12 protein-coding genes are annotated in these 13321 nt (G+C 72.0%); 8 read left to right on the top strand and 4 right to left on the bottom strand.

What is annotated here, in order from left to right; translation table 11 throughout:
- The first annotated feature begins 30 nt into the window (after nucleotides 1-30).
- Complete coding sequence (locus tag DEJ05_RS11395) at nucleotides 31-258, top strand: hypothetical protein (RefSeq protein ID WP_111029457.1); 228 nt, start codon at nucleotides 31-33, stop codon at nucleotides 256-258.
- Nucleotides 259-264: 6 nt separating this feature from the next.
- Here the strand turns inward: DEJ05_RS11395 and DEJ05_RS11400 are convergent, their stop codons facing one another.
- Nucleotides 265-1215 carry a GH25 family lysozyme gene (locus DEJ05_RS11400; RefSeq protein ID WP_111110449.1) on the bottom strand — a complete coding sequence of 317 codons (951 nt, stop codon included), beginning with the start codon at nucleotides 1213-1215 and terminating at the stop codon, nucleotides 265-267.
- A gap of 136 nt (nucleotides 1216-1351) precedes the next feature.
- Nucleotides 1352-2629, bottom strand: a complete 1278-nt coding sequence (locus tag DEJ05_RS11405; protein WP_181433031.1) for an acyltransferase — start codon at nucleotides 2627-2629, stop codon at nucleotides 1352-1354.
- Nucleotides 2630-2735: 106 nt separating this feature from the next.
- Here DEJ05_RS11405 and DEJ05_RS11410 point away from each other — a divergent pair, with 106 nt between their 5' ends.
- On the top strand, nucleotides 2736-4607 hold the full coding sequence (locus DEJ05_RS11410; protein ID WP_181440711.1) for a glycosyltransferase family 39 protein: 1872 nt from the start codon (nucleotides 2736-2738) through the stop codon (nucleotides 4605-4607).
- Between the two features lie 110 nt (nucleotides 4608-4717).
- Nucleotides 4718-5749 carry a lysylphosphatidylglycerol synthase domain-containing protein gene (locus tag DEJ05_RS11415; RefSeq protein ID WP_111029461.1) on the top strand — a complete coding sequence of 344 codons (1032 nt, stop codon included), beginning with the start codon at nucleotides 4718-4720 and terminating at the stop codon, nucleotides 5747-5749.
- A gap of 291 nt (nucleotides 5750-6040) precedes the next feature.
- Here DEJ05_RS11415 and DEJ05_RS11420 read toward each other — a convergent pair whose 3' ends face one another.
- Nucleotides 6041-7597, bottom strand: coding sequence for a DUF2142 domain-containing protein (locus tag DEJ05_RS11420; protein ID WP_111110450.1), 1557 nt, complete (start codon nucleotides 7595-7597; stop codon nucleotides 6041-6043).
- Nucleotides 7598-7612: 15 nt separating this feature from the next.
- The gene (locus tag DEJ05_RS11425) at nucleotides 7613-8101 is read right to left on the bottom strand and encodes a GtrA family protein (RefSeq protein ID WP_071406423.1); all 489 of its coding nucleotides are present in this window, start codon (nucleotides 8099-8101) and stop codon (nucleotides 7613-7615) included.
- Between the two features lie 113 nt (nucleotides 8102-8214).
- On the opposite strand from DEJ05_RS11425, the gene DEJ05_RS11430 reads away from it, so the two are divergent.
- The 5 genes from DEJ05_RS11430 to DEJ05_RS11450 all read left to right on the top strand — a co-directional run bounded on the left by DEJ05_RS11430 (nucleotide 8215) and on the right by DEJ05_RS11450 (nucleotide 13239).
- A complete protein-coding gene (locus DEJ05_RS11430; protein WP_111110451.1) occupies nucleotides 8215-9351 on the top strand; it encodes a 5-(carboxyamino)imidazole ribonucleotide synthase in 1137 nt (378 codons plus the stop codon).
- Nucleotides 9352-9572: 221 nt separating this feature from the next.
- Entirely contained in the window at nucleotides 9573-11228 is a 1656-nt protein-coding gene (locus DEJ05_RS18260; RefSeq protein ID WP_220037019.1) for a glycoside hydrolase family 6 protein, read from the top strand.
- 78 nt (nucleotides 11229-11306) lie between these two features.
- Nucleotides 11307-12404: a glycosyltransferase gene (locus tag DEJ05_RS11440; protein WP_111110452.1), complete on the top strand. Its 1098-nt coding sequence runs from the start codon at nucleotides 11307-11309 to the stop codon at nucleotides 12402-12404.
- Between the two features lie 9 nt (nucleotides 12405-12413).
- Nucleotides 12414-12926: a 5-(carboxyamino)imidazole ribonucleotide mutase gene (gene purE / locus DEJ05_RS11445; protein WP_206647624.1), complete on the top strand. Its 513-nt coding sequence runs from the start codon at nucleotides 12414-12416 to the stop codon at nucleotides 12924-12926.
- A 40-nt stretch (nucleotides 12927-12966) separates the two neighbouring features.
- A complete protein-coding gene (locus DEJ05_RS11450) occupies nucleotides 12967-13239 on the top strand; it encodes a hypothetical protein (RefSeq protein ID WP_111110453.1) in 273 nt (90 codons plus the stop codon).
- The last annotated feature ends 82 nt before the right edge of the window (nucleotides 13240-13321 follow it).

Below are 13321 nucleotides of genomic sequence, written 5' to 3' on the forward strand. Positions count from 1 at the left end.
GCCGGGGGCGCGCGCCCCTAGGCTGACGACATGACCGAGCGTCGATCCCTCACCGTCGCCGGCGGCGTCACCGCCGCCATCGGCGGAGCCGTCTCCGGAACCGGGGCGCTGATCCTCACCGTGTACGCCGCGACCGGCGGGAGCTTCCCGTTCGGTGCGGCGTTCCTCGTCTTCGCGGGTGGGCCGTTCCTGCTCGTCGGCGCGGTGCTGTTCGCCGTCGGCTGGTGGCAGGGCCGTCGATCGCAGCGACGTCCCTGACGGGCGTCAGCTCGTCCGGGACGCGAAGCGCTTCAGGTACGTGATGTCGTTGCGGTAGACGTCCTGGTCGCCGGGGAGCGTGCCGCTGGCCGCCCACTGCCAGAAGGTCCACTTCGACCAGCTGCGTCCGAGGGTGCCGGGGGTGGTGAAGTTCTTCACCGGGTAGATCGCGACGAACAGCGGGTTCTTCGAGAACTGGTTGCTGTTGTTCGTGCAGCGCTTCCACCAGTCGGTCGTGGTGTAGATCGCGGGGTACCGACCCGTCTTGGCGACGACGGTCCGGTTGAAGTCCTTGATCCAGGTGCGCATCGCGCCCCACGACTTGCCGTAGCAGGTGCCCTGGGCGGCGCTGCCGTACTCGATGTCGAGCAGCGGCGGCAGGGTCTTGCCGTCCTTGCTCCACTGGCCGCCGTGGGCGAAGAAGTAGTTCGCGGTCGCGGCGCCGCTCGCCTGGCTCGGCTGGGCGTAGACGTAGCCGCCGCGGTACAGGTTGCGCTGCTTGGCGGTGGCGTACTGCTGCTTGTAGGTGGAGCTGACGTACGAGGTGCCCTCGGTCGCCTTCACGTACACGAACCGGGCGCCGTTGCGGTAGGCCTGCAGGAAGTTGACGCTCGGCTGCCACGCGCTGATGTCGAAGCCCTGCACCCGGCCGGGGGGTGGCCCGCCGACGGTGGCGGCAGCGGCCGACGAGCTGAGGGACTGTGCGCTCACGCCGCCGCCCGAGGTCGCGTCGGGGGAGGTCGTCACGTGGGTCTCACCGGCGTGGGCGGCGATGCCGGCACCCATGGTGTGGTTGCCGGTGCGGTCCATCTCGGCGATGGAGAGCTGCTGACCGGTGTCGGTGCCGGCGGGTTCGGTGGCGGTCGCGCCGACCGCCGGGCCGCTGCCGAAGGTGATGACCCCGGCGACGGCGGCAGCGGTGCCGAGCCCGAGGATCCTGCTGATGGGTGCGCGCATGTGGTCTCGTCTTCCCTGTCGAGATGCCGTGGGCCTGATCTCCCACGCCGCGGTCCGAGCGATGCTACCCGGACTCGGCGACACCTGTCCGTGACGCGCACAGGGGCAGCGTCCGATGCGGTGTCCGCTGTCGGGGTCAGCGGGCGGTGCGGGTGCCCTCGTCGTCCGTCTCGACCTCGGGCAGGCGCCCGCGCGAGGAGACCTCGCGGGTGGCGTGCTTCTGCCGGCGGTTCAGGAAGTTGCGCTCCACGAGCCACCACATCCCGACGCAGATCGCCAGGGTGATCGGGATCACCACGAAGACCATCATCAGGAACTGCCACTTCGGGTACAGGCCCATCGGCAGGAGCAGCAGGTTGCCGAGTCCGAGCAACGGGCTGTGGAAGAGGTAGATCGTGTACGACACGAGGCCGGCGAGCACGAACGGCTTCCACGCGAAGAAGCGTGCGAGCCAGGTGTGCTCCCCGGTGACCGCCTTGCGGCCCATCCAGGTCAGCAGGATGCCGGCGAAGATGCCGAGGACGACCTCGGACGGCCAGGTCTGGTGCTGCCAGTAGTCGCGGTTGCGGAAGAAGACGAGGAGCATGCCGACGAACATCGCGGCCACGAACACGCCGCTCTGCCACCGCGGCCCGCCGAGCTTCGAGGCGTTCAGCTTGCCGGTCAGGTGCTCGTCACGGGCCTTGACGGTGAGCTCGGCGGCGAGCATGCCGACCGCGAAGAGGCCGACGAACCACGGGTGCATCCACGAGTAGCGGCTCTCGGAGCCCATCCACATGCCGATGAGGACGAGCGAGGACGCGGTCGCCCACCCGCCGAAGACCTTCCAGAGCGGCAGGATCAGCAGCGGCATGAGGAAGTAGATCTGCCACTCGACGGCGACCGTCCACATCGGGCCGTTGATCTTGCCGATGTACTGCGGGAAGAAGTCGTGCACCAGGAAGAAGTGCGTGAGGAACGTGCCCCAGCCCATCGGCAGCTTCGTGTCCCACTGGGTGCCGCCGGGCTGCCCCATCACCGGGACGAACAGGATGATGAGCGCGAAGACGACGAGCGACGCCCAGTACGGCGGGATGATCCGTCGGGCGCGGCGCCAGATGAACTTCCAGAAGCCACCGGGCAACCGGTAGCGGTCGAACCGGGTGACCACGGGCAGCATCAGGACGTAGCCGGACAGGACGATGAACAGCGGGACGCCGAGGTAGCCCCAGCCGATGAACGGTCGGAGCCACGGCAGTTCGGTCGGCCCGGTGCCGGTCGTCCCCGTGAAGAGGTACGCGTGGTAGAACACCACGGCCAGGGCGGCGAGACCGCGGAGCCCGTCCAGGTACGGGAACTCGAGCCGGCCCCCTGCGCGGGGAGCGGCCGCCGTCGGTTCGGCTGCGGATTCGGCTGCGCGGGTTTCGGTGGCCAACGAACGTCCTCGAGGTGGTCGGAGCGGGGTCCCCGGCAGTCTCCCACACGCCGAGCGGGGCCCGCGATCCGCCTCGGTGCGGTCCGGCAAGCGATCGGATGTCATGATGAAGCACGTGACCGTGACGACGACCGCAGCACCGCAGAGCACCCACGAGCCCGCAGGACGGCGTTCGGGGGCGGGTGCGCGACGGTACCGGCACGTCGTCGCACCCCTGATCCTGGGCGTCCTCGTGGTGATCGGGGTCGCCCTGAGCGCCGCCGTGGCGTACCACAACCGCCTCGGGGTGACGAACGTCGACGGCATCTCCTACATGGGCATCGCGCGCGAGTACGCGAACGGCTGGCTGCCCGACGCGATCAACGCGTACTGGTCGCCGCTGGTCTCGTGGATGATGGCGCCGTTCATCGCCCTCGGGCTCGGCATGCAGACGGCCTTCGCGATCGTGAACTGCTTCGCCGTGGCCGTCGTGCTGGGCATCGGCGGGTGGCTGGTCTGGTCGCAGAACCACCGCATCGTCCCGGCCGTGCTCTTCATGGTCACCGCGATCCCCGCCCTGATGAGCGCCGTGTCGGTGCAGACCCCGGACCTGCTCGTCGTCGCGTGGATCGTCGGGTTCCTCTGGGCGCTCCGGTGGGCCGACCAGGCGCTGCACGGTTCGACGCGTGCGCGGGTCGCCTCCGGCGCGGTGCTCGGCGTCGTGGCTGCGCTCGGGTACTTCACCAAGCTCTTCCTGCTGCCCGTGGCCGTCGGTGCCGTGATCCTCTGGCTGCTGCTGCGCGTCTGGTCCGCCCGTCGCCGCCGTGAGCCCGTCCGGCACTGGTGGACGGCCCCGGTCGCCACGATCGTCGTGTTCGCCGTCGTCATCGCCCCGTGGGTCGGCGCACTGACCCTCAAGTACGGCACGGTGACGCTCGGGTCGTCGCTCTCGGTCAACATCGGTTCGAAGTTCGACGACGGCGGCCGTGCCACGGACTGGCCGTTCCTGCCGGTCCCGCCCAACGACCACGCCTTCTCGCCCAACGAGGACTTCACCCCGTCGGTCTACAAGCAGGGCCCGATGGACAACCCGGACCCCGCCGTGGTTCCGCCGCCCACGCAGTCGACCACCGAGGACACCGCGCCGAAGGTCACGAAGGAGTCCGGCATCGCGGCCCGCGCCGGGTACTACCTGCACGAGCGCATGCTCGCCCTGCCGTACTACCTGCAGAAGATCAGCACCTTCGCCCCGTTCGCGGCGCCGATCGCCCTGCTCTTCGCGGCGGCACTCGTCATCGGTGTCGTGCGGTTCCGCCGCTACGCGTTCACCTGCATCGTCGCGGCGACGACCCTGGTGTACTTCGTCGGCTACGGCATGATCACCTCGTCGTCGAGCGGCGGCGGCAACGCCCGGTACTACTGGCCGCTGTTCTACCTGACGGCGATGATCGGCGCGCTCATGCTGCCGGCCGTCTGGCGGCTGGTGCGCCGTCGGGGTGTGGTCCGGACGATCGTGGCGTGCGTCGCGATCGCCGTCGTGCCGGTCGCCTCGTACACGCAGAACTGGTTCGGGTCTCCGGCGCCGTTCTACCCGTCGGTCAACCGCACCGAGGCGCTGCGCGTGTTCGGGCCGACGGACGTGCCGGAGATCGTCCGGCTCGCCGACCAGATCCGGGCGAGCGGCGCGCTGCCCGAGGACGCCACCGTCATCGGCTCGAACTACCGCTCGCTCTCCTCGCTCGCGTTCCTGACCGACACGCGTGTGTACGGTCGCTCAGGTCAGGGCTACACGTACCACTCGGACGCGATGCGCAACCTGTTCATCGACGAGGGCGTGCAGTACTTCGTGCAGTTCGACCCGGCGACCGCCCCGGCCCGCGACTACTCGGTGGCCGGCAAGCTGGTCGGCACGTACAACGCGACGATCTCGTGCAGCGCCGACCGCTCCACCGACCCGGAGATCCCCTGCCGCGTGCAGATCGTCAAGCTCGCCCGGTGACGCTCGATCGTTGACGTCCCCGGTACCCGCTCCCTGCGGCAGCACCGCAGGGAGCGGCCCGACCCAGCGTCTACCATGACCTGAGCCCGTGACCTGAGCAGGAGACCCGTTTGTCCGCAAGCACCAGCGACACCCCCGCGCCCGAGGGGAAGCGTCCGTCGAAGCGACGACGGTTCCTCGGCAAGGCGATCCCCATCGCCTTCTACGTCCTGCTCGCGGTGTTCCTCGTGCTGTACGTCCGGAGCGTCGACTGGGGACAGCTCGCCGGGCTCGACTGGCAGTGGTCGTGGGTGATCCTCGCGACGGTGATCAGCCTCGGCTTCCGGTACTGGGGCGTCGGCATCTGGTTCTACCTGCTGCGACGGCTCGGCGCGACCGGGCTCAAGGGCAGCGGCGTCACCCTGACCTACGTGTACGCGAAGTCCTGGATGGGCCGCTACATCCCCGGTGCCGCGACCTGGATCATCGGCAAGGTCTACTTCGCCTCGAAGCACGGCGTCTCGAAGGCCCGCCTCGGCGTCAGCGGCCTGCTGGAAGGTGCGCTGCAGATCGCCGCCACCCTGGCCCTGGCGCTCGTGCTGCTGCTCATCGACCCGCGGACGCACAACCTCGACCCGTGGCTCATCGTCCTGATGATCGCGGCGTTCGTGGGCTGCGTCGTCTGCCTGATCCCGCGCGTGTTCGTGTTCCTGATCGGGATCGCGCTGAAGATCCTGCGTCGCAAGCCGCTCGAGGCCGACGTCCGTCCGAACCTCGGCACGGTCCTCGGCGGAGCCGGGCTCTACGTCGCGGGTGCGGTGCTGTCCGGCACGGCGTACTACTTCATCACCCTCGGCGTGTACCCGTCGCTGAAGCTCACCGACGCGGCCTTCGTGATCGGTGCCGCGAGCATGGCCTCGGCGATCAGCATGCTGGCCGTCTTCGCCCCCGGCGGGCTCGGCGTCCGCGAGGGCGTGCAGGCCCTCCTGCTCGCGCTCGTCATGCCGGCGCCCATCGCACTGGTCGTGGTCGTCGTCACCCGTGTCTGGAGCCTCGCGGTCGACGGACTCTTCCTGCTCTGCGCCGCGGCCCCGACGTGGTTCCGGCGCAACCGCCCGACCGACGACCCCTCCGCGGTCGAGGGCGGCGTCCCCGCCGCCTGACGCGCGGCGCGCGCAGCGCTTCGTGAGCAGCAATGGTCGGGTCCGGATGACGGACCCGACCATTGCTGCTCACGGAGTGGGGCACCGGTCGCGCGTGACGACGGACGGGAGGCCCGTGCCAGCTGGCACCGGGCCTCCCGTCCGTCTGCGGGTGCGCCCACCGCCCACCGCGCGCCGTCCGCCGAGGGGTCACGAAGTGTCGGCTGCGGCCTCGCCTGCCGACAGTTCGCGACCCCTCGGCGCCGGGCCTGCGGCACGTCGTGCGACCGCGGCGCTCCGCGGCCTGGCGTGTCAGCGGACGGGAACCGTCGTCGGCAGGGCGCGACGGTCGGCGCGCTCGACCTGCACGACCGACGCGACGAGCCCCACCGCGACCAGGGCCACGACGACGACGAGCACCGCGGGTGGCACCGGCCCGATCTCGGAGTACCGCAGCAGCCCGCGGCCCGTCACCGGGAACAGCGCCGCGTTCCAGAACCAGGCCGACGCCACCGCGAAGCCGTACACGCCCACCGCGGGCAGCACGACGGCCAGCGCCACCGCGGCCCAGGTGCGTGCCCGGCCGGCCGGCACCAGTCGTCGCCACGCGAGCGCGCTCAGCACGATCAGGCAGACGATCGCGGGGAAGTAGTACCGGCCCTGGGTGGCGGCGACCTCGGTGGTGGTGAGGTACGAGTGCGCGCTCGTGCGGTTCTGGATGCCGATCAGGAGCGCCGGGAACACCGCGAGGCACAGGGCCACCCGCAGGTCCGGGCCGCGGCGGAACGCCCAGCCGACCAGCACCACGAGGGCGACGAGGGTCAGGACGGCGGTGAGCAGGTCGCCGATGGTCACCTGGGCGCGACCGCCGAAGCTGCCCCAGAACGTGCGCGACAGGGTGCCCCAGCTGACGTCGAGGAAGTGTCCGAGCGTGGGGCTCTCGCCCGGCGGGAAGTCCTTCGGGGGCCGCATGGCCGTGTAGCCGTTCGGCTGGATCCGGCCGTACGACACGAGGTTGTGCAGCCACCACCAGGCACCGATGCCGCCGGAGACCGCCATCGTGACGACCGTGCGGACGATCCGTTGCCGCAGGGAGAGCACCCCGGCGCCGGCGAACAGCACCACCACCGCGACGAACGGCACCGCCGGCAACCCGGTGCCCTTGATCCAGACCAGGGCCCCGAGGGCCACCGCCAGTGCGATCGTGGTGCGCCAGCGGGTGTCACCGGTGAGCAGACGGGTGGCGAGCCAGACGACGATCCCGGCGACCAGCAGCACCGGGGCGTCGTTCGAGAACGACGAGCCGATGGACGCGAGCTCGGGCGTCGCGAACACGGCGAGGGCCCCGATCAACGCGGCACGGGGGCTGCGGGTCACCCGGCGGACCGACGCCCAGGCGAGCAGCGGGAGCGCGGTGACGGCCAGCACGTCGGCCAGCCGGAGAGCGACGAACGCGTGGTCCCAGCGGAGCTCGCCGAAGTCGACGGCCCGGAGCACGGCGGCTCCGGCCAGGTAGGCGGTCGGCGGGTGCTGGGTCATCTGGTTGACCGTCGCCGAGGGTCCTGGTGCGTTCTGCAGCAGCTCGCTCACCGTCGACCACTCGTCGGACGGCTTCGTCGCCTGTTCGACCTTCGCGGCCTGCACGGCGTTGGTGACGTGCAGCTCGCCGGGGGCCGCCCAGGCGTCACCGAGGGCGACGTGCACGGCGGCGTCGATGTGCGCGGTCTCGTCGGGGGCCTCGAACACCGGGACGAGCAACGCCCACGCCACCAGCCAGAGCCCGAAGGTCGCCGTGATCACCGCGATCGCGACACGTTCCCAGCGCGCGGTGCGGGGTGGGGCGGGGGTGGTGGTCGTCTCGGCCGTCACCCCACCGATCCTAGGTCAGACGTCGTGGGGGACCCGCGGGCCGTCGGACACCGACTCGTCCGCGGCGGCCGGCTGCGTGGCCGTGCGCTCGGGGTGGTAGACCCAGACCTTGTAGAGCCAGAACCGGAAGACCGTGCCGAGCACGAGCCCGATGATGTTCGCGACGTTGTCGGCGAGCACCGAGGTGAGCCCCATCGCGTAGTGCGACACCCCGAGGCAGGCGAGCGCGATGACCATGCCGCCGAGCGACACGACGACGAACTCGATGCCCTCGCGGGTGGCCACGGCGCGACGCTGCTCGCGGAACGTCCAGTACCGGTTGCCCATCCAGTTCACGAAGATCGCCACGACGGTGGAGATGACCTTCGCCCAGAACGGCCCCGAGTGGACGTCCTCGGGGTTCAGGACGGTGATGCGCAGCACGTTGAACACCGTGGTGTCCACGACGAAGCCGACGGCACCGACGACGCCGAAGCGTGCCAGCTGGGCGATGAGGCGCCGCACGAGCCCTCCAGGATCCGTAGAGTTGTGACCGGTCGTGCAGAGCGCGACCCGAACAGCGATTGTAGACAACGCGTTCCCACCGCACGGTGGGAGCGCCGGAAGGATCACACAGCATGGCGTTGCGCGTCGGGGTCATCGGTGGGGGACAGCTGGCACGGATGATGGTGCCGGCCGCGGTCGAACTGGGGATCGACATCCGGGTGCTCGCCGAGGGGCCGGGCATGTCCGCCGCGATCGCCGCCACCGCCGAGGGCGACTACCACGACGCCGCCACGGTGCTCGAGTTCGCCCGACAGGTCGACGTCGTGACCTTCGACCACGAGCACGTGCCGCAGGACGTCCTGCGCAGCCTGGTCGACGCGGGCGTGTCGGTCCACCCCGGACCGGACGCGCTGGCCGTCGCCCAGGACAAGATCACCATGCGTCGCCGGCTGAGCGAACTCGGACTGCCGGTGCCCGACTGGGCCGCCGTGCAGGGACCCGACGACCTCCGAGCATTCCTGGCGGACCACGGTGGCCGTGCCGTCGTCAAGACGCCGCGGGGCGGGTACGACGGCAAGGGCGTCCGGGTCGTCTCCGACGCGTCCGACGTCGACGACTGGTTCATCGCCGTGGCCGAGGCCGGCGGCGACCAGGCCCTCCTGGTCGAGGAGCTCGTCCCCTTCACCCGCGAGCTCGCGCAGTCCGTGGCACGCCGTCCCTCCGGGCAGGTCGTCGCCTGGCCGCTCGTCGAGACCGTGCAGCGCGACGGGGTCTGCGCCGAGGTCATCGCACCGGCGCCGGACAGCGCCGGCCGGATCGCCGACCTGACCGAGTCGATCGCCGTCCGCATCGCGGAGGAACTCGGTGTGACCGGCGTGCTGGCGGTCGAGCTGTTCCAGACCGACGACGAGCGCATCCTCATCAACGAACTCGCGATGCGTCCGCACAACACCGGGCACTGGACCATCGACGGCGCCACCACGAGCCAGTTCGAACAGCACCTGCGCGCCGTCCTCGACCTGCCGCTCGGGGCCACCGGCTCGTTCGCCCCCGCGTCCGTCATGGTCAACGTGCTCGGCGGACCCGCGGACGGCGACCTCGCCGCCCGGTACCCCGCAGCGCTCGAGGCCTTCCCCGAGGCGAAGTACCACTTCTACGGCAAGGCGCCCCGGCCCGGCCGGAAGATCGGGCACGTCACGGTGCTCGGCGACGACGTCGACCACGTCGTCTACCGCGCCCGCGCGGCCGCGGCGCACTTCGACGACTGAGACGGTGTCCGCGACACCGGGTGGCGTCCTCGACGTGACCGGATGACGGACGGGAGGCCCGTGGCGACGCCGCCACGGGCCTCCCGTCCGTCACGGGTGTGGGACACACTTGTCGGCCGCTCTGCGGACACCCCCTCGGGTGGCACCCGCTCGGGAGGCTGGCGGGAGCCGGGAGCGCGTGTTCCCCTGGTACAGTCCGCGCCCACCGTCCAGGGAGTCCCATGCGCCGCCGTCCGCGTCGTGCCGCCGTCTGCGGTGCAGCCATCGCCCTCGTCGCAGCCGTCGCCGGCCTGCTGCCGACCGCGACCGCGTCCGCAGCGACCTCGGCCTCGACCATCCGCTCGGCCACGTCCGCGTCGCTCTACGGCGCCGGGCCGTACCGGTCGCCGACGAGCGAGGCCGCGAAGGCGCAGGCCGCCCTGGCCGCCACCGACCCGGCCGGGGCCGCGGCGGCGAAGACCATCGCCGGGTACCCCGTCGCGACCTGGCTCGGCGACTGGAGCCAGGGGACGCAGCTGACCAAGACCATCAGCACCGCCCTCACCGGTGCCGAACAGTCCGGCACCACCCCCGTGTTCGTGCTCTACGCGATCCCCGACCGTGACTGCGGCGGGTACTCCGCCGGCGGATTCGACGAGGGGTCCTACGACGCCTGGGTCGACCAGGTCACCGCGGCGCTGGCGGGACACCGCGCAGCCGTCATCGTCGAACCGGACTCGCTCGCGATGCTCAGCAACGCCAAGTGCAGCACCGCGCTCGACGAGCAGCGCTACCGGATCCTGTCCCGCACCGTCGCCGGGCTGACCGCCGCCGGAGTCCCTGCCTACCTGGACGCCGGCAACTCGAACTGGGTGCAGCCCGCGCTGATGGCGTCGCGGCTGAACAGCGCGGGCGTCCAGCAGGCCCGCGGGTTCTTCACCAACGTCGCGAACTACTACCCGACCGCTCAGGAGCAGGCGTACGCGCAGAAGGTGTCCGCCGCCACCGGGGGCTCGCACTACGTCATCGACACCTCGCGCAACGGGCAGGGCTGGCGTGGCACCTGGTGCAACGGGCCGGGGGCCGGGCTCGGCACCTCGCCCCGGGTGGTGTCCGACGGCACGGCGCTCGACGCCCTGCTGTGGGTCAAGACCCCCGGCGCGAGCGACGGTACCTGCAACGGGGCGCCGGCCGCCGGCAAGTGGTTCTCGACCTACGCACAGGCCCTCGTCGCGAACGCACGCCTGGGTGTGCCCGCCGCCGACCTGACCCCCCGTGGCACACTCGAGGCCGTCGCCGGCACCGGCGGCGGCGTCCGCGTGTCCGGGTGGGCCTACGACGAGGACGACCCCACGCAGCCCGTGCGGGTCCGGGCCACCGTCGACGGTGTCCCGGCCGGCGTCACCACCGCCGGGCTCGACCGGCCGGACGTCGACGCACGCTCCGGGGTCGGCGCGACCCACGGCTTCGACGTCGTGGTGCCCACCGCGGCCGGCGCTCGCCGCGTCTGCGTCACCGCGGTGAACATCGGCGCGGGGTCGGACACCCCGCTCGGTTGCTCGACCGTCCGCGCCTACCGGCACGACCCGTACGCCGAACTGGAGTCCGCGAAGGCCGTGACCCGTGGCATCGCGGTGCGCGGCTGGGCGTTCGACGGCGACGCGGTGGCCTCGGCGAGCCGGGTGGCGATCACCGTCGACGGCAAGCGGGTGACGTCGCTGGACGCCGGTCGGAAGCGCGCCGACGTGGACGCGACCTGGGGCTCCGGTGGGTCGCACGGCTTCGCGGGCACCGTCCGGGCGGCGGCCGGCAAGCACACCGTCTGCGCGATCGTCCACAACACCGGGAGCGGAGCGGACCGCAGGGCGTCGCCGTGCCGGACGGTGACGGTGCGCTGAGGCGGCGTCCGCCGTGCGGCGTTCGCCGTGCGGCGTTCGCCGTGCGGTGCGAGGCGCCAGGTGCGAGAGGATGGGCGCATGCCGCGTGATCTCGTCCGCCGGGCCGCCGGACGCCTGCGCCGCGCCGTCGCAGGCGCCCCGCCACAGCCGGTGCCCCTGCCCGTCCTCGGGTACGTCGTCGCGGGCGGTGGCGGCGCCCACCCGGCCTCGGCACACGTCCGTGTCGTCCGCCGCACCGAGCACCTGGCTGCGAGCGGCACCGCCGCGGTACGCCAGGTGGACCCGGCGGCGTTCGTCGACGGCTCCGACCAGGCGCCGTACGCCGCACTCCTGGTGCAGCGGGACATCCTTCCCCGTGCCGACGTGCAGCCCTTCCTGGCGGCAGCCGCCTCCCGGGGCATCCGCGTCGTGGCCGAGGTCGACGACGACTTCTTCACCGAGTCCGGACGCGCTCGCTTGGCCCGCGCCGAGTACGACCCCGACCGGCTCGCCTCGATCGACGCCCTGGTGCGCGGTGCCGACACCGTCGTCGTGAGCACGCCCGAACTCGCCGACGTGGTTCGTCCGGTGGCGCGGGACGTCGTCGTCGTGCCGAACGCCCTCGACCCGACGATCTGGACTGCCGGCCCCACCGCGGACGACGACGAGCGGCCCGCGGGGGAGCACCGGGTGCTGTACATGGGCACGCTCACCCACGCCGCCGACCTCGAGCTCCTGCGTGACGTCTTCGCCGACCTCACCACCGCCGACGGCACCCCGATCCGGCTCGAGGTCATCGGGGTGACCGACGAGGGCGGTGCCGACTGGTTCCGCCGGGTCGAGGTCCCCGACGGGCACTACCCGGCGTTCTCACGATGGCTCGTGGCGCACCGGGAGCGCTGGCGGGCGGGCGTCGCACCGCTCCGCGACGAGGAGTTCAACCGTGCCAAGAGCGACCTGAAGTTCCTCGAGTACACCGCGCTCGGGCTGCCCGCCGTGGTGTCCGACCGTCCGTCCTACGCCGTCGCACGGGCCCACGGGGCCGTGGCCGTGCCGGACGACGTGTCGGCGTGGCGGGACGCCGTCCGGACCGCCGTCGACCGTGGCCGGACGGACGAGGCGGCGGCCCGCTGGGTCGCCGACGACCGCACGATCGGCCGTGACGGCGACACCTGGCGACGCGTGCTGCTCGGCTAGGCTCGTCGCGTGACCGACACCGCCGCACCCGCACAGCCGCTCGTCTCGATCATCATGGGGTCGGACTCCGACTGGCCGACCATGCGTGCCGCGGCGGACATCCTCACCGAACTCGGGATCCCGTTCGAGGCGGACGTCGTGTCGGCGCACCGCACGCCGGACAAGATGACCCGCTTCGCCCGCGGCGCCGCAGCTCGTGGCATCCGGGTCGTCATCGCCGGGGCCGGCGGAGCGGCACACCTGCCGGGAATGGTGGCCTCGATGACGACGCTCCCGGTGATCGGTGTCCCGGTGCAGCTCGCGCGTCTCGACGGCCTCGACTCGCTGCTCTCGATCGTGCAGATGCCGGCGGGGATCCCGGTCGCGACGATGGCGATCAACGGTGCCGCCAATGCCGGTCTGCTGGCCGCGCGCATCATCGGTTCCTCGGAGCCGGCCGTCGCCGCTCGCCTGACCGAGTACGCCGACGGGCTCGAGCGCCTGGTCGAGGAGAAGGCGGCGCGCCTCCGCGACTCGCTCTGAGGCCGCCGCTGCGGGGTCCGAGCCGCGCTACGGTAGCGGGATGCGCCGCGCCGTCCCCGTCCTCGTCCTCTCCGCGGTCGCCGTGGTCGCCGCGGTGGTCTGCGTGGTCGCTGCGGGCGCGGCCGGTCCGGTGAACCCCGTGGCGGGGTGGTTCCGCGGCGCGGGCCCGGACGTCGTGGCGACGAAGTCGCAGTTCGACTCGTGGTTCGCGGCGCTCCACGTCGCCGAGACCGCAGCGGTCGTCGCCGTCCTCGCCGTGGTGGCCGCCGTCGTGCTCGCCGTGGTCGCTCGGCGCCGTCGCGCACGGCCCTGACCTCACCACGCGACGTCGGCGCGCAGCTGATCCGAACGATGCCGATGCCACGCCACGCGCACTGACCAGGGCTTCTTGCCCG

The organism is Curtobacterium sp. MCLR17_045 (genome assembly GCF_003234405.1).
In the GTDB taxonomy this organism is placed as follows: domain Bacteria; phylum Actinomycetota; class Actinomycetes; order Actinomycetales; family Microbacteriaceae; genus Curtobacterium; species Curtobacterium flaccumfaciens.

Bases quoted from the DNA above. Each gene is read 5' to 3' on its own strand.
- DEJ05_RS11395 (WP_111029457.1), top strand. From the start codon at position 31: ATGACCGAGCGTCGATCCCTCACCGTCGCCGGCGGCGTCACCGCCGCC.
- DEJ05_RS11400 (WP_111110449.1), bottom strand. From the start codon at position 1,215: ATGCGCGCACCCATCAGCAGGATCCTCGGGCTCGGCACCGCTGCCGCC.
- DEJ05_RS11410 (WP_181440711.1), top strand. From the start codon at position 2,736: ATGAAGCACGTGACCGTGACGACGACCGCAGCACCGCAGAGCACCCAC.
- DEJ05_RS11430 (WP_111110451.1), top strand. From the start codon at position 8,215: ATGGCGTTGCGCGTCGGGGTCATCGGTGGGGGACAGCTGGCACGGATG.
- DEJ05_RS18260 (WP_220037019.1), top strand. From the start codon at position 9,573: ATGCGCCGCCGTCCGCGTCGTGCCGCCGTCTGCGGTGCAGCCATCGCC.
- DEJ05_RS11440 (WP_111110452.1), top strand. From the start codon at position 11,307: ATGCCGCGTGATCTCGTCCGCCGGGCCGCCGGACGCCTGCGCCGCGCC.
- DEJ05_RS11450 (WP_111110453.1), top strand. From the start codon at position 12,967: ATGCGCCGCGCCGTCCCCGTCCTCGTCCTCTCCGCGGTCGCCGTGGTC.